The organism is Exiguobacterium sp. FSL W8-0210 (assembly GCF_038006045.1).
Classification (GTDB): Bacteria; Bacillota; Bacilli; order Exiguobacteriales; family Exiguobacteriaceae; genus Exiguobacterium_A.
Genome location: NZ_JBBOUK010000001.1, coordinates 130,960 through 152,500, shown reverse-complemented (window position 1 = coordinate 152,500; position 21,541 = coordinate 130,960). Strand labels below are relative to the sequence as shown.

General features: G+C 45.5%; 34 protein-coding genes (1 of these 34 cut by a window edge). 1 reads left to right on the top strand and 33 read right to left on the bottom strand.

Going from position 1 to position 21,541, the window contains the following annotated elements; genetic code table 11:
* From MKY22_RS00895 to MKY22_RS00885, 3 genes are all read right to left on the bottom strand, one after another.
* On the bottom strand, positions 1-153 hold the start of the coding sequence (locus MKY22_RS00895) for a KinB-signaling pathway activation protein (RefSeq protein ID WP_341085891.1). The gene continues 450 nt to the left of window position 1, outside the view; the window shows 153 of its 603 coding nt (coding positions 1-153); the start codon lies at positions 151-153; its stop codon lies beyond the left edge, outside the window.
* 2 nt (positions 154-155) lie between these two features.
* On the bottom strand, positions 156-1,187 hold the full coding sequence (locus MKY22_RS00890) for an Mrp/NBP35 family ATP-binding protein (RefSeq protein ID WP_035413182.1): 1,032 nt from the start codon (positions 1,185-1,187) through the stop codon (positions 156-158).
* Positions 1,188-1,331: 144 nt separating this feature from the next.
* A complete protein-coding gene (locus MKY22_RS00885; protein ID WP_341085889.1) occupies positions 1,332-1,979 on the bottom strand; it encodes a M15 family metallopeptidase in 648 nt (215 codons plus the stop codon).
* A gap of 96 nt (positions 1,980-2,075) precedes the next feature.
* On the opposite strand from MKY22_RS00885, the gene MKY22_RS00880 reads away from it, so the two are divergent.
* Complete coding sequence (locus tag MKY22_RS00880; protein ID WP_341085888.1) at positions 2,076-2,306, top strand: hypothetical protein; 231 nt, start codon at positions 2,076-2,078, stop codon at positions 2,304-2,306.
* A 28-nt stretch (positions 2,307-2,334) separates the two neighbouring features.
* Here the strand turns inward: MKY22_RS00880 and istB are convergent, their stop codons facing one another.
* The 30 genes from istB to rplN all read right to left on the bottom strand — a co-directional run bounded on the left by istB (position 2,335) and on the right by rplN (position 21,495).
* Positions 2,335-3,093, bottom strand: coding sequence for an IS21-like element helper ATPase IstB (gene istB, locus MKY22_RS00875; RefSeq protein ID WP_341085887.1), 759 nt, complete (start codon positions 3,091-3,093; stop codon positions 2,335-2,337).
* Positions 3,093-4,628, bottom strand: a complete 1,536-nt coding sequence (istA, locus tag MKY22_RS00870; protein WP_341085885.1) for an IS21 family transposase — start codon at positions 4,626-4,628, stop codon at positions 3,093-3,095. Before istA ends, istB begins: the two co-directional genes overlap by 1 nt.
* 360 nt (positions 4,629-4,988) lie before the next feature.
* The gene (locus MKY22_RS00865; protein WP_341085883.1) at positions 4,989-5,972 is read right to left on the bottom strand and encodes a hypothetical protein; all 984 of its coding nucleotides are present in this window, start codon (positions 5,970-5,972) and stop codon (positions 4,989-4,991) included.
* A 9-nt stretch (positions 5,973-5,981) separates the two neighbouring features.
* Positions 5,982-6,677, bottom strand: a complete 696-nt coding sequence (locus tag MKY22_RS00860) for a hypothetical protein (protein ID WP_341085882.1) — start codon at positions 6,675-6,677, stop codon at positions 5,982-5,984.
* Positions 6,674-7,228, bottom strand: coding sequence for a hypothetical protein (locus MKY22_RS00855; RefSeq protein ID WP_341085881.1), 555 nt, complete (start codon positions 7,226-7,228; stop codon positions 6,674-6,676). The genes MKY22_RS00860 and MKY22_RS00855 overlap by 4 nt, the downstream gene beginning before the upstream one ends.
* 232 nt (positions 7,229-7,460) lie before the next feature.
* Positions 7,461-7,853, bottom strand: a complete 393-nt coding sequence (gene rpsI, locus MKY22_RS00850; RefSeq protein WP_023466655.1) for a 30S ribosomal protein S9 — start codon at positions 7,851-7,853, stop codon at positions 7,461-7,463.
* A gap of 24 nt (positions 7,854-7,877) precedes the next feature.
* Positions 7,878-8,315: a 50S ribosomal protein L13 gene (gene rplM, locus MKY22_RS00845; protein ID WP_023466654.1), complete on the bottom strand. Its 438-nt coding sequence runs from the start codon at positions 8,313-8,315 to the stop codon at positions 7,878-7,880.
* Positions 8,316-8,483: 168 nt separating this feature from the next.
* Positions 8,484-9,218: a tRNA pseudouridine(38-40) synthase TruA gene (truA, locus tag MKY22_RS00840; protein WP_341085879.1), complete on the bottom strand. Its 735-nt coding sequence runs from the start codon at positions 9,216-9,218 to the stop codon at positions 8,484-8,486.
* Positions 9,218-10,009: an energy-coupling factor transporter transmembrane component T family protein gene (locus tag MKY22_RS00835; protein ID WP_029343097.1), complete on the bottom strand. Its 792-nt coding sequence runs from the start codon at positions 10,007-10,009 to the stop codon at positions 9,218-9,220. Before MKY22_RS00835 ends, truA begins: the two co-directional genes overlap by 1 nt.
* Positions 10,006-10,860, bottom strand: coding sequence for an energy-coupling factor transporter ATPase (locus tag MKY22_RS00830; protein WP_341085877.1), 855 nt, complete (start codon positions 10,858-10,860; stop codon positions 10,006-10,008). Before MKY22_RS00830 ends, MKY22_RS00835 begins: the two co-directional genes overlap by 4 nt.
* A complete protein-coding gene (locus tag MKY22_RS00825) occupies positions 10,848-11,678 on the bottom strand; it encodes an energy-coupling factor ABC transporter ATP-binding protein (protein WP_029343095.1) in 831 nt (276 codons plus the stop codon). The genes MKY22_RS00830 and MKY22_RS00825 overlap by 13 nt, the downstream gene beginning before the upstream one ends.
* 98 nt (positions 11,679-11,776) lie before the next feature.
* On the bottom strand, positions 11,777-12,148 hold the full coding sequence (gene rplQ / locus MKY22_RS00820; RefSeq protein WP_023466649.1) for a 50S ribosomal protein L17: 372 nt from the start codon (positions 12,146-12,148) through the stop codon (positions 11,777-11,779).
* 33 nt (positions 12,149-12,181) lie between these two features.
* A complete protein-coding gene (locus MKY22_RS00815) occupies positions 12,182-13,126 on the bottom strand; it encodes a DNA-directed RNA polymerase subunit alpha (RefSeq protein ID WP_023466648.1) in 945 nt (314 codons plus the stop codon).
* Between the two features lie 137 nt (positions 13,127-13,263).
* Positions 13,264-13,659 (bottom strand): 30S ribosomal protein S11, encoded by a 396-nt coding sequence (gene rpsK, locus MKY22_RS00810; protein ID WP_023466647.1) that lies wholly within the window; start codon positions 13,657-13,659, stop codon positions 13,264-13,266.
* Positions 13,660-13,675: 16 nt separating this feature from the next.
* The gene (gene rpsM, locus MKY22_RS00805; RefSeq protein ID WP_023466646.1) at positions 13,676-14,041 is read right to left on the bottom strand and encodes a 30S ribosomal protein S13; all 366 of its coding nucleotides are present in this window, start codon (positions 14,039-14,041) and stop codon (positions 13,676-13,678) included.
* Between the two features lie 20 nt (positions 14,042-14,061).
* Complete coding sequence (rpmJ, locus tag MKY22_RS00800) at positions 14,062-14,175, bottom strand: 50S ribosomal protein L36 (protein ID WP_003156543.1); 114 nt, start codon at positions 14,173-14,175, stop codon at positions 14,062-14,064.
* Between the two features lie 33 nt (positions 14,176-14,208).
* Positions 14,209-14,427 (bottom strand): translation initiation factor IF-1, encoded by a 219-nt coding sequence (infA, locus tag MKY22_RS00795; RefSeq protein ID WP_012369032.1) that lies wholly within the window; start codon positions 14,425-14,427, stop codon positions 14,209-14,211.
* 149 nt (positions 14,428-14,576) lie between these two features.
* Positions 14,577-15,329 carry a type I methionyl aminopeptidase gene (map, locus tag MKY22_RS00790; RefSeq protein WP_023466644.1) on the bottom strand — a complete coding sequence of 251 codons (753 nt, stop codon included), beginning with the start codon at positions 15,327-15,329 and terminating at the stop codon, positions 14,577-14,579.
* Complete coding sequence (locus tag MKY22_RS00785) at positions 15,329-15,976, bottom strand: adenylate kinase (protein WP_023466643.1); 648 nt, start codon at positions 15,974-15,976, stop codon at positions 15,329-15,331. The genes map and MKY22_RS00785 overlap by 1 nt, the downstream gene beginning before the upstream one ends.
* Before the next feature lie 71 nt (positions 15,977-16,047).
* Positions 16,048-17,337 carry a preprotein translocase subunit SecY gene (gene secY, locus MKY22_RS00780; protein ID WP_058705172.1) on the bottom strand — a complete coding sequence of 430 codons (1,290 nt, stop codon included), beginning with the start codon at positions 17,335-17,337 and terminating at the stop codon, positions 16,048-16,050.
* Positions 17,337-17,777: a 50S ribosomal protein L15 gene (gene rplO / locus MKY22_RS00775; protein WP_035399353.1), complete on the bottom strand. Its 441-nt coding sequence runs from the start codon at positions 17,775-17,777 to the stop codon at positions 17,337-17,339. The genes secY and rplO overlap by 1 nt, the downstream gene beginning before the upstream one ends.
* A 35-nt stretch (positions 17,778-17,812) precedes the next feature.
* Positions 17,813-17,998: a 50S ribosomal protein L30 gene (gene rpmD, locus MKY22_RS00770; protein ID WP_023466640.1), complete on the bottom strand. Its 186-nt coding sequence runs from the start codon at positions 17,996-17,998 to the stop codon at positions 17,813-17,815.
* Positions 17,999-18,016: 18 nt separating this feature from the next.
* Positions 18,017-18,517, bottom strand: coding sequence for a 30S ribosomal protein S5 (rpsE, locus tag MKY22_RS00765; protein ID WP_023466639.1), 501 nt, complete (start codon positions 18,515-18,517; stop codon positions 18,017-18,019).
* A gap of 22 nt (positions 18,518-18,539) precedes the next feature.
* Positions 18,540-18,890 (bottom strand): 50S ribosomal protein L18, encoded by a 351-nt coding sequence (gene rplR, locus MKY22_RS00760; protein ID WP_023466638.1) that lies wholly within the window; start codon positions 18,888-18,890, stop codon positions 18,540-18,542.
* A 37-nt stretch (positions 18,891-18,927) separates the two neighbouring features.
* Positions 18,928-19,464 (bottom strand): 50S ribosomal protein L6, encoded by a 537-nt coding sequence (gene rplF / locus MKY22_RS00755; protein ID WP_058705173.1) that lies wholly within the window; start codon positions 19,462-19,464, stop codon positions 18,928-18,930.
* 31 nt (positions 19,465-19,495) lie between these two features.
* The gene (rpsH, locus tag MKY22_RS00750; RefSeq protein WP_012369023.1) at positions 19,496-19,894 is read right to left on the bottom strand and encodes a 30S ribosomal protein S8; all 399 of its coding nucleotides are present in this window, start codon (positions 19,892-19,894) and stop codon (positions 19,496-19,498) included.
* 31 nt (positions 19,895-19,925) lie between these two features.
* Positions 19,926-20,195 (bottom strand): 30S ribosomal protein S14, encoded by a 270-nt coding sequence (gene rpsN / locus MKY22_RS00745; RefSeq protein WP_023466636.1) that lies wholly within the window; start codon positions 20,193-20,195, stop codon positions 19,926-19,928.
* Positions 20,196-20,209: 14 nt separating this feature from the next.
* Complete coding sequence (gene rplE / locus MKY22_RS00740) at positions 20,210-20,749, bottom strand: 50S ribosomal protein L5 (RefSeq protein WP_023466635.1); 540 nt, start codon at positions 20,747-20,749, stop codon at positions 20,210-20,212.
* A 31-nt stretch (positions 20,750-20,780) separates the two neighbouring features.
* Complete coding sequence (gene rplX / locus MKY22_RS00735; protein WP_012369020.1) at positions 20,781-21,092, bottom strand: 50S ribosomal protein L24; 312 nt, start codon at positions 21,090-21,092, stop codon at positions 20,781-20,783.
* Positions 21,093-21,126: 34 nt separating this feature from the next.
* Positions 21,127-21,495: a 50S ribosomal protein L14 gene (gene rplN / locus MKY22_RS00730; RefSeq protein ID WP_012369019.1), complete on the bottom strand. Its 369-nt coding sequence runs from the start codon at positions 21,493-21,495 to the stop codon at positions 21,127-21,129.
* Positions 21,496-21,541: the final 46 nt, after the last annotated feature.

Genomic DNA, 21,541 nt, shown 5'->3' with positions numbered 1-21,541 from the left:
CCACGTACTACTGTAGGAGAGAGCCGTCACATATCCGCTAATCGATTGATTTCGGATATATCCAGGTTCCGCTACCAAGTTAAACGCGAAGCCGGCGAGCGTTCCGATTAGGAGCGTCATCCAAAACAGCTTCAAAAATCCTTTAATCTTCATTCTTATCCCTCTACTTTTTCGATGACACGCGTGGCGAGTTCATTATAGTATGTCTCAAATGGATGATCATCGCGATAAATGGATGGAGCGAAGTCCGCATCATTCGCATATGGTTGTCCAAGTGGAATCTTAGCTAGAATATCGGTTTTTAATGCTTCTGACAACCTCTCTCCGCCACCACTACCGAAGACATATTCTTTTTCGCCTGTCACTTTGCTTTCAAAGTACGCCATGTTCTCAACGATTCCGAGGAGACGATGGTTTGTTTTGATCGCCATCGCCCCTGCACGTGCTGCAACAAAAGCGGCTGTTGCGTGAGGTGTCGTGACGATGACTTCCTGACAGCTTGGGAGCATCGAATGGATATCGAGCGCGACATCTCCTGTCCCCGGTGGAAGATCAAGCAACAAGTAATCAAGGTCGCCCCACTCGACGTCCGCGAAGAAGTTGTTGAGCATCTTCCCGAGCATTGGTCCCCGCCAGATGACTGGTGCATTATCTTCGACGAAGAAGCCCATTGAGATGACCTTAACGCCAAAGCGTTCTGGTGGAACGATTCGGTCGTTCACGACAGTCGGACGTGTTTCGATTCCCATCATGTCCGGGACACTAAAGCCGTAGATATCGGCATCAATCAAGCCAACCTTCTTCCCTGCTCGTGCGAGGGCGACTGCTAAGTTGACGGAAACCGTTGATTTCCCGACGCCGCCTTTACCGGAAGCGATCGCGATGAACGTCGTACCGGATTCCGGTTTGAGAATTGACGGTGTCGTCGCTGCTTGGATCCCGTGATCACCGAGTGCCTCAAAACGGAGTCCCACCGTCTTGAATCCTTTTTCTTTCAGTTCCTTGACGATTTGCTGTTGGAGCACGAGTTGCTCTCCAGAACCGGATTGTGCTAAAGCGATTTTCAGACTGACATAATCACCTTTAATCCGGACGTCACGAATGCCGTTCGTATCTGCAAGCGGGCGGTCAATCGTCGGATCGACGAGCGTTCCGACTACCTCGCGAATTTCTTGTTCATTCAACATAGTGCCTTCCCCCTGAAAACGTTCGATTTAATCCTTATTAGTATAACAAAAATAAGAGAGCGCTTGCACATTTCGACACCGGAAAGGATGACTTTTCCATGTCCAGTATCGGTTTTCATCATTTTACTCGATCATTCGCTCGTTTTAGAACATTCGGTTCCATGTACCAGGACCCACGACACCATCGACATCAAGTCCTTGACGTGTTTGATAGGCACGCACCTTCTGAGCCGTCTCTGCATCAAAGCGCCGGGTCACCGCCGCTTTGACTGCACGTTGGATCCGCTCAATATCCCGTGGATTCATATTAGCTGCCCCTTGATACAACGGACGACCTGGATACGGAACGATTGTACTCTCTTTCGGCGTTTCTTCAGACACTCCTAGTAATTCAAAATGTGGATAATCCTTAAAGCTCGTCCAGTCCCCACCCCAAGAAAAGCCACGTCGTTTCATCGCAGTAACAATCTTTTGAAAGCTTTGGTCGTTTCGAAACAGCGCTTGTGTACCGTCTTGGGAATATTGAAAGAGGTCGACGGCAATGCCGCGGTTATGACTCGATTGTCCCCCACGTGCATTCGTTACGATTGGTCCCGGTAGTGTCCGTCCCTGTGCGTACAACCGATTCTGTTCCGCGATGGATCGGTACCCTTGTGCGACGCCTACATAAATCCCTTGCGCATGCATCTCCCGAATGACCTCTTGCGTCCGTTTGGCGACTTCTCGTGACAGTCCCGCAGCATTCAACTTCCGATTCGCTCGCTCGAGTAACCAACTGATTGATAATGCCATCTATGCTCACTCCCTTTGTCTCCTGTTCCCGAAAACAAAATCCGCTATACTTATGGAATGCAGAATGATTTTAACTCATATCAAAAGGAGCATCCTATGAAAAAACGTATCATGTGGACACTTAGCGTCACCTGTCTCTTACACCTTAGCTTCGTCCTTTACTTGACGCTGAAACCGACTGTAGCTACCGAGACGAAGTTACTGAACAATGCGACCGTCTTGAGTGAAGAAATCTCTTTTACGGGACATGTCGGTCAAACGACGGCACATACACCTATCGCATTCATACAATCTCTCTTTCTTTGGAGCATTGTCGACGTCAAGTAGAAATTGACGTTTTCTGCTCGATTGATATTTACACTTCTGTTGAAAATAAATTCTTACGATTTCTCATGCGATGACTGTCGTCATCGCTATGAATCACTTCGACACGATGTAAGAGACGGTCTAATATTGCAGTTGTGATTCCTTGATCACCAATTAGTTCGCCCCATTGATCCGGACTTTTATTCGAGGTTAGAATAATTGAGCTTCGTTCATACAGATGATTGATAAGATGGAAGAATAGATTAGCTTCTCTCTGATCCATCGCCATATACATCAAATCGTCAACGATGACGAGATCGGATTCTCTCAAACGCTTTAGTTGAACTTTAGACTTATTAGAAAACTCCTCCGATTTCAATAAGTGAATCAACTCACCCATCGTAACGAAAAATACTCTGTATCCACGTTGGACAGCTTCTAATCCCAAGCCGACTGCTAAAAACGTTTTGCCGACGCCAGGCGGACCGAGTAGGATTAAGTTATAATGCTGCTCGAGCCAACTCAATTCGATCAACTGCTTCAATTGTCGGCCCGTCAGGGCCGTTTGTTCATCAATTTTAAATTCTGATAATGGCTTCAAAAAAGGGAAGCGAGCCCATTTCATACGTCTTTCTAAGCTCTTCGCTTCTCGTTTCTCCCGTTCATGACGTGTGATGGCTTCGAGAAACTCTAGATACGTCCAAGATGATTTCTCAGCTTCTCGTAAAATCTGTGGAAGCGCATCGGCGGTCTCCGCCAATCTCAACTGTCTGAACTGCTGTTGTAAGTCTGTCACGGTCTGATTCATCACACGTCTCCTCTCAAGATACTGACATACGTACTTAACGGACGTGTGTTCACTTGGATATCAGAAACATGTTTTCCGATGGAATGGACACGTGATTCCGCGATCGGACTCGTATTCGAACTCAGGTAACGTGCGACGTCTCGAAAGTCATTCGCGCTGTATAGCTTCTCCTGTGTACATTTCTCGAGTGACTGGTCCAATTGCGGACCATAGTCATGGATGACATTTTCGATGATCGCTAACTGCTCACGCTTGTAGCGCGGAAATTTTTTGCAGAGTTCTTCCAAGTAATGCGTGGCTTTTTCCTCATCCGTAAAGTGGCCGGTCAGATGTTGTTTAAGCTCGTCGATGCCATGTGAACGATCCCTTAGATGATGACGGCTCTGAATCAATTTCCCTCTTTCTGAACTGACGGGATGATCCGCAATCACTTTCCCTTCCGGCTGTGTCCGGATGAGCAGTCGGTTAGCGTCAGTCAACTCGATAAAGACGGTGTTGGCCGCATAGGAAGAATAGGTCCCGAGAGGGACTGAATAACGGTTGGAACGGTATCGAATCGTATTGTCCTTGCTAACGTTCCTTGCTATACTCGACACATGGGTACTTTCATATGAGAGTAACGAACGGACCGGTTGTAAGTGTTGTTTTTCGAAGGAGAACACTTCAGCTGGTCTTTTTTTCGTTGTCTGATGGACATTATGATTTCCTGTCCGTGCTAGCCACTGCGACGCCCGTCGATTCCAATCTTCGATGTTCGAATACACACGGCTATCCGCAAAGTTTCCTTTGATATACTTGACGACGTTCTCGATCATTCCTTTAGATTCTGGGTCCGCACGCCTGCACAAATGGACGTTGAATTTTCTTTGCTGCACATATTGTTGGAATTCAGAGGTCAATAGGAGTTCACCTGCATTTTCACTGACCGCAATCAGATGATCTTGATCGTAGACAATTTCGGTTGTCCGTCCGCCGTAAAACTGGAAGGCATTCTCATGACAACGTATAGCGTCTCGTGTCGTGAATGGTCTGTTCTGCCACTCCATATACTTCATGCGAGAGTGAGCGAGCACGAAAGCGATGAAGTATAACTTGATTTCTTTGTTACTCTTCGTTCTTTGCTTCGTTTCTCCCCAGTCAACTTGGAGTTGTTTTCCCATCGGTTGTTCAGGAATCGCCTCGTATTGGCGTACCTTCCGTTTTTTATCGATTTGATTTACTTCGCGTATTTCTCTGACATACGTCCTGACGGTGCTTCCACCGACTAGAAGTTCCGGATATCTTTCCAGTAACCAATCATGGATTTGAGCGCTGCTGAGGTGTGGGAACTCCTCTAACCAGGCTACTATCCAGTCTTTGTACGGATCCAACTTTTTGACCCTCGATTGCGATAACTCTTCTGAATGACTTTTCACTTCTTCGAAAGTCATGTTCAAATACTTATAGACCGTAGGTCTTGAGATTTTAAGTTCTTTTGCAATTTGAGCAATCTTAAATTTTTTTTGATATAACTGATGGATTTTGATATGTAGCATTAACTTTTCCTCCAACGTTTTTCCCTCCAGATCAAATAATGACAATCACTATTTTACTAGAGTTCTAAATAAATTGAGCAAAAGTGTAAAGCGTCATCGAGCAAAAACCGTCAACTAAATTCTAGCGGTTACAAGCATCCCGCTGACGATCGTCATCCTCTATATTCTTCTGACGATATTGCACCGATTACGCTCTACTACGTCGACTTGACTTGAATCGCTGTTCTGACACTTCGTCAGGAGAGCGGTTTTTTAGTGCACAAAAAAACCTCCCACCACAAGGGTGAGAGGGATTCGAAAAGAATTAACTTTTTATCTCTCTTTATGCTAATTTAATTGAGCGACATAGTCTTCGTAATATTAGCCAAGCTCACTAACACTGATGTTATTTTTAGCCATAATAGTTTTTATGACTTCTATCCCAATTTCTTTAGAAAAATCTGTTTTAACAGTCGAGAGAAATTCTCTTTCGTCAGCTTTGTATAAACTTAGAACAGTAGGGATTAAATAAAAGAATATGTACATAGGAACAACATACTCTATTTCTTCATTGTTCATAATACTAGTTATGCTTGATCTTTTCTCTACAACTATTCCTAACTCTTTACCTTCAGAGATTTCACTTAAATAAAAATTGATAGAAGCATCAGAAATCTGTAAATCTACTTTTATAGACGTGATAGGATGACCATTCGTTATAAATGCCTTAGTGATGATCAATTCTGCAGTTTGAGAGCTGTTTCCTTCAAACATATGATCTTGATTTATTACCATTCCAGTAAATCCGTTTATGTTATCTATCGATATGTTTCCATCTAACTCATAGTCTTCTTTTATATATTTGAAGAAAAGCCAATGAAATAGATCTGAGTGAATGTTATGAGTTGCAGTCAAAGGTTCTATTGAATTTTCTCCGATTAATATTTTCACCCTTCTTAAACCATAAAATTCATTTGAAAAAATTACAACATGTATTTCGTTCGAAATCTCTACAAAAAGGACTTCAATTAATGCGATATTTAATCTTTCACTTTTCGGTAATAAATTTTTACCATCAGTAGGGTCAAAGACTCTCCTTGTACTAAATTCACATGACGCGGTTACTTTGAGGTATTTAAACTCTTGGTTAGCGTTTTCAAATTTAATTTGACTTGGATCAGATGCATTATTCCATTCGTACTTAAATGTTAACTCATCTTGATTTGCATCTGACGGTATATTTTTTACAGTCAATGGTTCATCGTGATCCCTTGTTAAAATTCTTTGCTGAACATCTTCAATGCTAGTAAAGCTTGTTTTCAGCTTTAATAAAGTATATCTTTGGCTCTTACTCAAATAGCTCATTTAATTCATCTACCCCTCTAAATTAATAGTGGAAACTTTGAATTTGCAGTATCTCTTCAGTAGTAAATTTGAAAAAGAATTAGAAAAGCTCAAATTAGCCTTAACCTCTCCTTGAGCAGAATTCATTAAGAGTAAAGAGAGATCTATGTCAAGTCGTTGTTCTTCATCAGAAGCTTGAAACAAAGAAAAGATGTCGCATTCTAGAGCTCCGTCTACAACCTTGTAATATTTACTATTACCGATAAATCCATTGTGAAGTTCTATAGCACACATATTAGGATTCAAGCTTATCAACATCTTAGCTTGAAGCAAATTTTTTAATGCGTACAGCTGAAAAGATGAAAATTTTGTAGTCAAAGCTACTTTAAGGTACTTTGGTTGTCCTGGAGATTCTTTGAAATCAATTTCGTGTGCAATTTTACCTTTCTTGTCGTAAAAGGTAATGACCACTTTGGGTCGCGAGAAAAACATAAGCAACTTTTCAATTATTGTTAATATCGATAAAATTATTATGAAGATTAACGTGACCATAAGAGAAAAATACGTTCCAATCACGAGCGCAATTCTATCTTTGGGTACTTCTAAAGTTTCTAAGAGATAACTCTCGACAGTTGCATTGCTTTTTACTAATAAAAAAAGAGCTATTAAACTACTTAAAAGAGTCAGTAAAAAATCTGGAAGTTTAGTTTTTAATTTTTCTTTCATAATTTGTTAATATGTCCTGTAAATAAATATTCGATGAGATTAATAATATATGGGGAGTATTTCTCTGAAAAATTGTTCGGTACTGAAATATTTCCACTAGAATCAATTCTAATAGGATGCTTAGAGTCACATACAATTAAATCTATATATTTTATGGTTTGATCTTTACTTTCTAAGAAATCAAATGATGCTTGAACATTTCTTTCTCTAGAAATTATTTCTTCTACAAATTCTTTTTCCTGATCTCCTTCATCTCCATCTTGTCTAAAAGAAAAATCTATAAATTTGTAGTTTGGATCCTCAGAAATTTCAAGTAATAAAGATAAAAACTTGTAATTAGTCATAATAAGAGGCTTAAAATAATTACTTATAAAATAGCTATTATTTTCGTGTATGTTTTTAAAGTAAACATCCGGAGTGAACGAGACACAAACATAAGGCTTACTTTCAACGAAGATAAGCCTTTCTTTTTCAGAGAATAGAGAAGAAATATTTTTTAATTCATTCACTGCCTTTTCATTTAATAAATGAATTGCCTTATAAGTTTTCATACTCTATTCTCCTTTCAAATTTTTATATTATGTAAATTATACCTTACCGTAGTTAATAGTTCTATTTTTTTTATGTGTTAGTACGCTAAGACTTTTCTAATATATTTGTCAAAAAAAAGCACCAGCAAGATGCTGATGCTTTAAATCTCTTAAATACGTTGTGATTAAATTAGCTGATTGAACCAACTTGAACCAAGAAAACTTAATTTTCGTTGGTATATCAGTAACTCGATTAACGTTTCGAGAATTGTGGTGCACGACGAGCTGCTTTAAGACCGTATTTTTTACGCTCTTTCATACGAGCATCACGAGTCAAGAAGCCTTTCGCTTTGAGTGCGCCGCGGAATTCTGGATCCGCTTGAAGAAGAGCACGTGAGATACCGTGACGGATAGCGCCTGCTTGACCAGTGAAGCCGCCGCCTTTGACCGTTACGATTACATCGTACTTGCCTTCTGTTTCTGTGATTACGAGTGGTTCTTTTGCAGTCATGATCAATGTCTCATAACCGAAGTATTCGCTGATATCGCGACCGTTAACTGTGACTTTACCGTCTCCAGCAACGAGGAAAACGCGCGCTGCCGCGTGTTTCCGGCGACCAGTGCCGTAGTAACGTACATCTGCCATCGTGTAGTTCCTCCTAAATTCGTATTAACCGCGAAGTTCGTAAACTTCTGGTTGTTGTGCTTCGTGCTTGTGTGCAGCTCCAGCGTAGACGTGGAGTTTGTTGAACATTTGACGACCGAGGCTACCTTTTGGAAGCATCCCTTTGATCGCGAGTTCAAGCATGCGCTCAGGTTTGTTAGCAAGCATATCGCGTGCAACAGTCTGCTTCAAGCCGCCTGGATGACCAGAGTGACGGTAGTAGACTTTTTTGTCGAGTTTGTTACCAGTTAAAACGATTTTCTCAACGTTGATGAGGATAACGTTATCCCCACAGTCAACGTGTGGTGTGAACGTAGGCTTGTGCTTACCACGGAGAAGTGATGAAACTTCGCTCGCAAGGCGACCGAGTGTTTTACCTTCAGCGTCGATAAGGAGCCATTTGCGTTCTACATCAGTAGCTTTCGCCATGAAAGTTGTGCGCATGTAAAATACCTCCTAAGGAATTAAAAGTTCTGTTTTTGATTTTTCATTTATTCACTAGGTGAATCTATCATAATCTTAGGTGTACGGGGCTAAGATTGTGGTTTCATAATAAATGAAATGCCAATAAACATTGTATGTTTTTTAATAGCTAATGTCAATTGCCTTTTTTCACTCCGGATAGAAAACTTCCCATAGATAGAGTCCATGGGGAGGCGCCGTCACGCCTGCAACGTTCCGGTCCTTTGCCAGCAACATTTTTTTGATGTCCTCTGGTGCAAAACGACCGCGTCCGACGTCAAGTAACGTCCCGACCATGATCCGAATTTGATTATAGAGAAACCCACTGCCCTGGAACCGAAAGACGAGTTCGTCACCGACTGTCATCAACTCTGCCTCGTAAATCGTCCGGATTCGGTTATCCGTTTCCGTCTTTGCGACACAGAACGAACTGAAATCGTGCGTACCGACGAGATGTGCCATCCCTTGACGGATGCGCTCGAGATCGAGCGGATACGGAATATGAACCGATAGATTCCGACGAAACGCATTTTCTTCACGGCGGACGAAATAGCGGTATTCCTTCCCTACGACATCGTAACGCGCTTCAAAGGTCGGTTCGACCTCCTCGCAGCTCCGGACACGAATATCCGCTGGTAAGAGCGTATTCAGTGCCTTGACGACGTTCTCCGGTGGAATCGCTAGTTCCGTATCAAAATGAATGACTTGCCCGTAGGCATGCACCCTCGCATCCGTCCGTCCCGACCCGATGATCTTGACGGGATGTTTGTGCATCCGCGCAAGTGTCGTTTCAATCACTTCTTGAATCGTCAATCCGTTTGGTTGCACCTGATACCCGGCATAGCCGGTTCCGTCATACTGAATCGTACATTTTAAACGACGCATTAACCGATCCCTCGCAATCCTACTAAACTGATCGTCAGGAGGACGAGTAGGATCATCAGACCTGTATCCCGCATCGTCCACTTGGATTCCCGTAGACGTGTCCGTCCCTCTCCTCCACGGTATCCCCGCGCTTCCATTGCTGTCGCAAGATCCTCTGCCCGCTTAAAGGCGGAGATGAACAACGGAATCAATAACGGAATGATCGCCCGTAAACGTTCCTTGATTGGTCCTGCCGATAAATCAACACCACGTGCTTGCTGTGCCTTCATGATTTTCTCCGTCTCCTCCGCTAAGGTTGGTAAGAACCGAAGCGAGATCGATAACATGAGCGCGATCTCATGCGTCGGGACACGGACGACCTTGAACGGCTTTAACAACAACTCAATCGCATCTGTCAATTCGATCGGTGAGGTCGTCAGCGTGACGAGTGTCGTGATCGAGACAAGATAGAAGAAACGTAATGAGACGATGATCGCGAGTCGCAATCCTTCTTCATAGATCCGGAGCCAGCCGAACTCAAAGAGGACAGCCCCTTCACGTGTAAAGAACAGCTGGATGACGAACGTAAAGACGATCAGGAAAAGAATCGGTCGCAGTCCCTTTAGAACATAACGAAGCGGTAAGCGACTACTCATGAGTGCTAAGAACGTAAAGATGAGTAAAAAGATGTTCGTTGCTGCATTGTTTGCGAGAAAGACGAGCGGAATGAAGCAGAAAGCAAAGATGATCTTCGCAAGTGCCGACGACCGATGCAAGTACGACTGACCGGGAATATGTTGTCCAACGATCATTCGCTCACCCCCTTCGTCATCAACCAGTCGATCAATTCGGTTTCCGTCCGGATGTCCGGACGTTCCAGCTCACGCTGATCGGCGACTTGCCAGGCAAGCGATAAGACGTGCGGGAGATCGAGATGGAATTGCTCGAGCAATGTCTCTTCTTTAAACAGATCAAGCGGTAGCCCGTCAAACGCCACCTGGGCGTCTTCCATGACGATCACACGCTCAGCATACTCAAGCACCTGATCCATGTCGTGCGTGATCAGGAGCAACGTCATACCGGTTTCAGCATGGAGCCGGGCAAACAGACTCAGCATATGCTTGCGCCCTTGCGGATCGAGTCCTGCCGTCGGCTCATCGACGATCAACACGTCTGGTTGACTAGCGAGTACGCCGGCAATTGCAACACGCCTCATTTGCCCACCAGACAGGTCAAACGGCGAACGACTCCAAAAGACTTCATCGAGTCCGACAGTCCGTAATGCCTCTTTCGCTAATTGCTCAGCCATCGCGGCATCATGACCGAAGTTCATCGGACCGAACATGACATCCTTTAAGACCGTCTCTTCGAACAATTGATATTCCGGATATTGAAAAACAAGCCCGACGCGACGTCTTAATGGCTTGAGGTCCTGTTTTTTCTTCGGTTCGACGATGATGTCATCGACTTGTACCTTCCCCGCTGTCGGCTTGAGCAACCCATTGATGTGCTGCACGAGCGTCGATTTCCCGGATCCGGTATGCCCTACAAACGCAACAAGCGCCCCTGACGGAATCTCAAGATTCACATCACGTAGCGCGACTCGTTCGAACGGACTATTGAGTTGATACGTATAATTTAATTCCTGGATTAAGATTGGCATAAACGGTTCACCAATTCTCTTTCATCTAGTATCGTCTCCTCGAGTGAGAGACCTTGCGCCCGTAAACGTTCTTGTACCCGAACAACGAATGGAACATCGAGTCCGATGTCTTCTAAGAACGATGCATGACGAAAGACTTCCTGAGGGGATCCTTCTAATACGATTTTCCCGGCATCCATGACGATGACACGACTAGCCCGTAATACTTCGTCTAATTCGTGTGTAATCGCGATGACCGCCATTGGGTGAGTCGCATGGAGTTCCTGAACGGTCGACATGACCTCTTGTCGTGCTAATGGATCAAGCATCGATGTAGCTTCATCGAGCACGAGAACATCAGGGCGCATCGCAAGCGCCGAAGCGATTGCGACACGCTGCTTCTGTCCGCCGGATAGTTGATGGGGTTCCCGATCAACAAAATCCGTAAGGCCAACGCGCGCTAGACTGTCGTCGATACGACGAACCATTTCCTCGCGTGGCACACCCCAGTTTTCTAGAGCAAATGCCACGTCGTCGCGCACGGTCGTGCCAACGAATTGATTATCTGGATTTTGGAAGACGATGCCGATTGCTCGGCGCATCTCCCACAGTTGCTCCGGATTCGCACTTGAAAAGCGCTCAGCAACCGTAACGGTCCCTGTCTCCGGTAACAACAATCCATTAAACAATTTCGTCAGCGTTGATTTTCCAGAGCCGTTGTGACCAACGATGGCGACCCATTCACCTGAACGAATCGTCAGAGAGACCTCGTGTAGGGCTGCTTGCTCCTGTTCCGGATACCGATAGGTGACCTGTTCCAGTTCAATCAGCTTGTCCATGATCTCTCCTCCTTCATCAAATCAATACTTTCATTTTGTAGCAAAAGGGCAGAAGCGGGATACGCACTGCCCTTTTATGGCGAATCATTTAATGAGGATTAAACGAGTTCGATGATGACCATTTCTGCGCCGTCACCACGACGTGGTCCCATTTTCATGATGCGTGTGTAACCACCTTGACGCTCAGCAAAACGTGGAGCCACATCAGCGAATAATTTTTGGATCGCGTCTTGTGCTTTGCCCTCTGCGTTTTGACCAGCAGCTTCACGGCGAACGAACGATGCAACTTGACGACGAGCGTGGAGATCACCGCGTTTACCTAAAGTGATGAGTTTCTCTACGACTGGACGAAGTTCCTTCGCTTTTTGTTCTGTAGTTTGGATACGCTCATTGATGATGAGATCAGTCGCAAGGTCACGCAAAAGTGCCTTACGTTGTGAGCTTGTACGGCCTAATTTCGAGTATGCCATGGATGGATTCCCTCCTTCGTGCAATTAATAGTATTAGTCTTCTTTGCGCAAGCCTAGTCCGAGTTCGTCGAGTTTCGCTTGAACTTCCTCGAGTGATTTACGTCCGAGGTTACGGACTTTCATCATCTCGTCTTCGCTCTTGTTCGCGAGTTCTTGAACCGTGTTGATACCAGCGCGTTTCAAACAGTTGTACGAACGAACTGAGAGATCGAGTTCTTCGATCGTCATTTCGAGTACTTTTTCTTTTTGATCTTCTTCCTTTTCGACCATGATTTCAGCATGGAGCGCTTCGTCCGTAAGACCAACAAAGATGTTTAAGTGTTCTGTCATGATTTTCGCACCGAGTGACACTGCTTCTTCAGGGCGGATTGAACCGTCCGTCCAAACATCAAGCGTCAACTTATCGAAGCTCGCATCTTGACCGACACGTGTTTTTTCAACTTGATAATTTACACGTTGAATTGGCGTGTAAATCGAGTCGATTGGGATTACACCGATTGGCATATCGTCCCGTTTGTTATCTTCAGCCTGAACATACCCACGACCACGGCGTGCTGTAAGACGCATATGAAGTGATGCACCTTCTGCAAGCGTTGCGATGTGAAGTTCTGGGTTGAGGATTTCGACGTCGCTGTCATGCGTAATGTTCGCAGCAGTGACAACACCAGCGCCTTGAATATCGATCTCAAGCGTTTTCTCTTCTTCCGAGTACACTTTGAGGGCGAGTTTCTTAAGGTTCAAGATGATTTGGGTAACGTCTTCTACAACGCCATCAATCGTCGAGAACTCATGAAGAACGCCATCGATTTGGACTGCAGTGACTGCAGCACCCGGAAGTGAAGACAATAGGATACGACGCAATGAGTTACCAAGCGTTGTACCGAATCCACGCTCAAGCGGCTCAACTACGAATTTACCAAACGTAGCATTCTCGCTTAACTCGATCGTTTCAATCTTCGGTTTTTCGATTTCGATCATCTGAACCCCTCCTTGAATATCGTCATGTTGGCCATCGCGTTCAATCGCCAACCGCCTTGTGTACGTTTCTACTGCCTTGCTTGGTCAAACGATCAACAAAAGTCTACTCGAATCCCCGCTCTGCAGTACAAGACGGGTTACACGCGACGACGTTTTGGAGGGCGGCAACCGTTGTGTGGTACTGGAGTAACGTCACGGATTGCAGTGACTTCGAGACCGATTGCTTGAAGAGCACGGATAGCTGCTTCACGACCTGCACCAGGACCTTTAACGTTAACTTCTACAGTACGCATACCGTTATCCATTGCTGTTTTAGCAGCTGTTTCAGATGCCATTTGTGCAGCGAAAGGAGTCGATTTACGTGAGCCTTTGAAGCCCATGTTACCTGCAGTTGCCCAAGAGATTGCATTCCCTTGCATATCAGTGATCGTAACGATCGTGTTGTTGAATGTTGAACGGATATGCACGATACCAGATTCAATATTCTTTTTGACTTTACGTTTACTACGAACGTTCTGTTTGCGTTTTGCCATCTTAGTTTACCCTCCCTTACTTCTTCTTGTTCGCTACTGTACGGCGTGGGCCTTTACGAGTACGCGAGTTGTTTTTAGTGTTTTGACCACGAACTGGAAGACCACGACGGTGACGAACACCACGGTAGCAACCGATTTCGATCAAACGTTTGATGTTGAGTGAGATTTCACGACGAAGGTCACCCTCAACTTTGATTTTGTCTAAACCATCACGAAGTTGGTTCAATTGTTCCTCAGTCAAGTCGCGAGTACGAGTATCTTCAGAGATACCAGTTTCTTTCAAGACTTTTTGAGCAGTCGTTTTACCAACACCATAGATGTAAGTGAGTGAGATGACGATGCGTTTCTCACGTGGAATATCTACACCAGCAATACGTGCCATGTGTGCACCTCCTTGTTTAATTACCCTTGTTTTTGTTTATGCTTAGGGTTTTCGCAAATAACCATTACTTTGCCTTTACGGCGGATAACTTTACATTTTTCACAGATCGGTTTAACCGAAGGTCTTACTTTCATTGTGAATACCTCCTCCTGAAAAAATCGGAGTTTTTATTTGAAACGGTATGTGATCCGTCCGCGAGTCAAGTCGTATGGTGACAACTCAACCGTTACTTTATCTCCTGGCAAGATCCGAATGAAGTGCATCCGAATTTTTCCTGAGACGTGCGCGAGGACCGTGTGGCCGTTTTCTAACTCCACCTTAAACATCGCGTTTGGAAGCGGCTCGATAACCGTACCTTCCACTTCGATTACATCTTGTTTCGCCATCAATTATACCCCTTTCTCTATAAAGTTGATTGGGAGCCCAGACGATTTGTAGCGCTAGGGGCTTTCTACAAGAGCCATTGAGAGATCATCGGTCACAAACACGAGTGGATACTGGCTTATAGAAAGGTGACACCAATAACGCGCACAGCTCACTCTGCATCGACCGTTAAGATCTCGTAGCCGTCGTCTGTGATGGCGATGGTGTGCTCAAAGTGGGCGCACATGCTACCGTCCACCGTCACTACCGTCCAATTGTCGGATAGTGTGCGAACATAGCGTTTCCCGACATTGACCATTGGCTCAATTGCCAGTGTCATGCCGGTTTTCAGGCGCGGCCCTTTCCCCGGTGGTCCATAATGTGGAATTTGCGGATCTTCATGCAAATTTTGTCCCACGCCGTGGCCCACATATTCGCGGACTACAGAAAAATTCGCAGCTTCAACATGTGACTGAATCGCATGCGAAATATCTGTCAGGTGCACGCCAGCTTTGGCGCGCTCCAATCCTTTATACAGAGATTCTTCAGTTACGTCAAGTAACCGCTTCGTCTCTTCAGAGATTGTACCTACCGGATATGTCCAGGCTGAATCTCCGTGATACCCATTGTACTCTGCTCCGATGTCAATCGAGATGATGTCACCGTCCTGAAGTACACGATCTCCCGGAATACCATGGACAAGCTCTTCGTTCACGGAAGCACAGATGCTACCCGTGAAACCATTATACCCTTTAAACGATGGTGTTGCCCCTTGACTTCGAATATAGCGTTCAGCGATCGCGTCGAGTTGCCCCGTCGTGATACCTGGGCGAATGTGAGCTTGAAGCTCCTTATGCGTCCGGGCGACGATTTGTCCTGCTTTACGCATGATGTCGATTTCACGCGGCGCTTTCGTGATGATCATTACTGATCACCAAGGAGTGCCTGAACATCGGAATATACATCGTTGATTGGACGATCACCGTCCAAATTACGAAGATACCCTTTTTCTGCGTAAAAGTCAATCAAAGGTTGCGCTTGAGCGACGTTGACTTCCAAGCGACGACGTACTGTCTCCTCTTGGTCATCTTCACGTTGTACAAGTGCTGATCCGTCGATATCACAGATCCCCTCCACTTTTGGTGGGTTGTAGAGAACATGATACGTTGCTCCGCAAGTTGGGCAAATCCGGCGACCTGTCAAACGAGGGACAAGTTTCTCCGGGTCTACACCGATGTGGATGACGTGATCAATTTGTTTGCCCAGATCTTCAAGTAATGCTTCAAGAGCATCTGCTTGTTTCACTGTGCGTGGGAAACCGTCAAGGAGAAAACCATTTGCACAGTCTTCTTTGGCGAGACGCTCACGTACGATGCCGATTGTGACTTCGTCCGGAACGAGTTCCCCTTTATCCATGTATGATTTCGCTTCTTGTCCGAGTGGCGTTGAATCTTTGATCGCCGCGCGGAACATGTCGCCTGTCGAGATGTGGGGAATCGCATAGTCTTCGATGATTTTCGCAGCCTGCGTTCCTTTACCAGCACCCGGCAAACCCATCAATACTAGATTCATGTCGGTAGCCTCCACTTCTATAGCTCTATAGACACAACAGAAAGGAAAGGGATGGTCCCCTTCCTCCCGCCTTATCGGATAAAGCCTTTGTAGTGTCGTTTAACCAATTGACTTTCAATCTGTTTCATCGTCTCTAGTCCTACACCGATGACGATCAACAAGCTCGTTCCACCAATCTGCACCGAGTTCGGTAAGCCAGCAAACTTAATAAAGAATGTCGGCGTCACCGCGATGACAGCGAGGAAGAGTGAACCGAAGAATGTCAGACGGTATAGAATCTTCGTGATGTACTGCTCCGTTTGCTTACCAGGACGAATACCAGGAATGTATCCGCCTTGTTTTTGAAGGTTCTCTGCCATTTGTTCCGGGTTAACCTGAACGAATGTGTAGAAGTACGAGAACGCGATGATCAGTGCCACATAGATCGACATACCAATTGGACTCGTGTAGTCGAAGATGTCACGGATCTTCGTTGCCGTCTCCGGACTTGCAAAGAAACTCGCAATCGTTGGTGGCGTCACCATGAACGACACCGCGAAGATGACTGGAATAACACCGGCAGCGTTCAATTTGATCGGCAAGTGTGCCGATTGACCGCCAACTGGTGTCCGGTTCACCGTACGCTTAGCGTACTGAATCGGAATCTTACGTGCAGCTTGCTGAACATAAATGACTCCGACGATGACCGCGATGATGATTAAAAGCAAGAGTACGATATAAAGCACGTTTACAAACAAAGCATCCCCTGCATTTTGGAGCTTCGTTTCGTAAATCTGGCGGAATGCATTCGGGAAGCCCGCGACGATCCCAGCGAAGATGATCATTGATATCCCGTTACCAATGCCCTTCTCCGTGATGAGTTCACCGAGGAACATCAAGAATGCTGTTCCCGCTGTCAATACGAGTGCAATCATAACGTATGTCCAGGTGCCGAACTGTTCGTCGACAAGACCTGGGTAGATACGGTTAAATCCAAGCGCGATTCCAAACGCTTGGACTAAGCCGAGTACGATCGTTCCATAGCGCGTTACCGTTGCTAACTTCTTACGGCCCGCCTCTCCTTGTTTTGCCCATTCGGCAAACTTTGGAACAACGTCCATCTGTAAGAGTTGGACAACGATCGAGGCCGTGATATACGGCATGATTCCCATCGCAAAGAGTGAGAAATTCTGCAAAGCATTCCCGCCGAACGAGTTCAAGAAACCAAGAATACCATTCTGGTCAATCTTGAACACTTCCGTGTTTACCATCGGCACCGGGATATGTGCTCCAATCCGGAACACGATAACCAATGCCAAGGTAAAGAGAATGCGCCGACGAATGTCAGCTACGCGCCACATATTGGAGATCGCTTGAAACATTAGATCACCTCAACCGTACCGCCGGCAGCTTCGATTGCTTGCTTCGCAGCGTCGGAGAACTTATGAGCTTTGACTGTTAGTTTCTTTTCGATCTTACCGTTAGAAAGAATTTTCACGCCGTCTTTCATGCCTTTGACTGCACGAGTCTCGACAAGAAGTTCTGGAGTGACTTCAGTTCCTTCTTCAAAACGGTTGAGTGTGTCAAGGTTAATGACCGCGAACTCTTTACGAGTTGGGTTGTTGAAGCCGCGTTTTGGTAAACGACGGTAAAGTGGGTTTTGTCCACCTTCGAAACCTGGACGAACACCACCGCCTGAACGAGCTTTTTGACCTTTGTGACCACGGCCAGAAGTCTTACCGTTACCAGAAGACATACCGCGACCTACACGGTTGCGTTCTGAACGTGAACCAGCAGCTGGTTTCAATTCATGGAGTTTCATAGTGGGGCACCTCCTCATAAAATTATATCGAACTATTACTCTTGAATTTCTTTTACTGTCACTAAGTGTGACACGTGGTTAATCATCCCACGCATAGCAGCGTTGTCAGGTACGACAACAGTCTGGTGCATCTTACGGAGACCAAGCGTACGAGTAGTAACGCGTTGGTTCTCCGGACGACCGATCATGCTGCGTGTGAGGGTAACTGCGAGTTTCGCCATCTGTTTTCCCTCCCTTTCTTAACCGCGAAGTTCTTCGACGGTTTTACCGCGGAGTTTCGCAACTTCTTCAGCACGTTTGAGTGATGTGAGACCTTCGACAGTCGCACGAACCATGTTGATTGGAGTGCTTGATCCAAGTGATTTTGAAAGAATGTCGTTGATTCCCGCTAATTCGAGAACCGCACGAACTGGACCACCAGCGATGACTCCAGTACCTTCAGAAGCAGGCTTCAAGAAGACGTGACCTGCACCGAATACACCGTTGACTTCGTGTGGAATTGTTGTGTTAACGATTGGAACGTTAACCATGTTTTTCTTAGCATCTTCGATTGCTTTACGGATCGCTTCAGGCACTTCCTGAGCTTTACCCGTACCGAAACCTACGTGACCATTCTTGTCACCAACGACGACGAGGGCAGCAAAACGGAAGCGACGGCCACCTTTTACTACTTTCGCGACGCGGTTTACGGTAACAACGCGTTCTTCGAGTTGATCCATGTTAATTTCTAACTGGCGCATGTAGAGGTTCCCTCCTTTTCTATTAGAATTTGAGACCAGCTTCACGAGCTGCTTCAGCTACAGCTTTGATACGTCCATGATAGAGATATCCTCCACGGTCGAAAACGACTGTTTCGATACCTTTTTCAAGAGCGCGCTCAGCTGCGAGCTTACCAACTGCTGCCGCAGCGTCAGTCGTGTTGCCTTTTTCAAGGTCGAGTGATGATGCAGATGCGAGTGTTGCATGTGTTGCATCGTCAATGACTTGTACGTAAATGTTCTTGTTCGAACGGAATACGTTCATACGTGGACGTGTTGCAGTCCCGATGATTGTACGACGGACACGACCATGACGTTTTTTACGCGTAGCGTTTTTATCTGCCTTTGAGATCATTTATGCCACTCCTTTCCGGTCAATTCGCATTCGCGAATTACTTACCTGTTTTACCTTCTTTACGACGAACGACTTCATCACTGTAACGAATACCTTTACCTTTGTACGGCTCAGGTTGACGGTACGAACGAATCAATGCAGCGACGTGACCAACACGTTCTTTGCTGATTCCGCGAACGATGAGTTGCGTATTCGTAGGAACTTCGACTTCGATGCCTTGTTCCGGAGTGTACTCGATTGGGTGTGAGTAACCGAGGTTGAGTACGATTTTGTTACCTTGCTTTTGTGCACGGTAACCAACACCTTGGATATCGAGTGTCTTAGCGAAACCGTTGCTTACACCTTCGACCATGTTCGCGATAAGCGCACGAGTCGTTCCGTGGATCGTACGGTTTGCTTTCTCGTCGTTCGGACGAGTGACAGTCAATTCATTACCTTCTACGTTAATCGCCATAGCTGGGCTGAACTCGCGTGAGAGTTCCCCTTTAGGACCTTTTACCGTAACCGTGTTGTTTTCAACTGTTACTGTAACGCCTGCTGGGATGACGACTGGCTTTTTACCAATACGTGACATTTAAGACACCTCCGTTCTTTTTATGCGTGTATTACCAGATGTATGCGATCACTTCGCCGCCGACTTTTTGTTGGCGAGCTTCTTTGTCAGTCATTACACCTTTAGATGTTGAAACGATAGCGATTCCGAGACCACCGAGTACTTTCGGGATTTCATCAGCTTTCGCGTAAACGCGAAGACCTGGTTTCGAGATACGTTTGAGTCCAGTGATGACGCGCTCGTTGCTTGCGCCGTATTTAAGGAATACGCGGAGCGTACCTTGTTTGCTGTCCTCGAGATATTCAACATCGCGGATGAAACCTTCACGTTTGAGGATTTCAGCGACTTCACGTTTGATTGTAGAAGCTGGCATTTCCAACTTCTCATGGCGAACCATGTTTGCATTACGAATGCGTGTAAGCATATCTGCAATCGGATCTGTCATAACCATGCGATGTACCTCCTTTCACAACTTTAATGAATTACCAGCTTGCTTTTTTAACACCAGGGATTTGACCTTTATGAGCAAGATCACGGAACTTAATACGGCTGATACCGAATTTACCAATGTAACCGTGTGGACGGCCAGTGATACTACAACGGTTGTGTAAACGAACCGCTGAAGAGTTACGTGGGAGTTTGCTCAAGCCGATGTAGTCGCCTTGTGCTTTCAATTCTGCGCGTTTTTCAGCGTAGCGCTCAACGAGTGCTTGACGTTTTACTTCACGTGCGATCATTGATTTCTTAGCCATGTTGTCGACCTCCCTTATTTTTGGAATGGCATGCCGAGTGCTGTGAGAAGCTCACGTGACTCTTCATCCGTGTTAGCAGTAGTTACGATAACGATGTCCATACCACGGACTTTCGATACGCGATCGTAGTCGATCTCTGGGAAGATCAATTGTTCCTTCACGCCTAGCGTGTAGTTACCACGGCCATCGAAAGATTTTTTCGATACGCCACGGAAGTCACGTACACGTGGAAGTGACACGTTGATCAACTTGTCGAGGAATTCGTACATGCGCTCGCCACGAAGTGTAACCTTCGCACCGATTGGCATACCTTCACGAAGTTTGAAACCAGCGATTGATTTCTTAGCTTTCGTGATGAGTGGTTTCTGACCAGTGAGGAGCTGAAGCTCTTCAACTGCCATGTCAAGTGCCTTAGAGTTCGTAACAGCGTCACCAACACCCATGTTGATTACGATTTTATCGACTTTCGGCGCTTGCATTACAGAACTGTAATTGAATTTCTCCATCATTACTTTGACGATTTCGTCTTGGTATTTCGCTTTTAAACGGTTCATCAGAAAGTGGACCTCCTTTCTTTAAATCTTCTTATTTATCTAAAGCTTCGCCCGATTTTTTAGCGATACGTACTTTCTTGCCGTCAACCACAGTGAAACCAACGCGTGTTGGGTTACCTGTCTTAGGGTCGATGAGCATAACGTTCGATACGTGAATCGGTGCTTCTTTCTCGACAATTCCGCCTTGCGGGTTGAGTTGAGAAGGTTTTGAGTGTTTTTTGATCATGTTAACGCCTTCGACGATTACGCGATCTTTTTTAGGCATAGCTGTAAGGACAACGCCTTGTTTGCCTTTATCTTTACCAGTCATAACCTGAACTTTATCACCTTTTTTGACATGCATCGTTAGAGCACCTCCTTGTAGGAATTCTTTGGAATTAAAGTACTTCCGGTGCCAACGAGACGATCTTCATGAAGTCTTTTTCACGAAGTTCGCGTGCGACTGGTCCGAAGATACGTGTGCCACGTGGGCTTTTGTCATCTTTGATGATGACTGCTGCGTTTTCGTCAAAACGGATGTACGAACCGTCTTTACGACGAACGCCACGTTTAGTACGAACGACTACTGCGCGTACAACTTCACCTTTTTTGACAACGCCACCTGGTGTTGCTTGTTTTACTGTACAAACAATAACGTCACCGATGTTAGCAGTTTTACGACCAGAACCACCGAGGACTTTGATCGTCAAGACTTCACGAGCTCCTGAGTTGTCTGCTACTTTTAAGCGAGATTCTTGTTGAATCATACGATTGTACCTCCCTCCGGATGTTTATTCACCCGAACTAATTAGA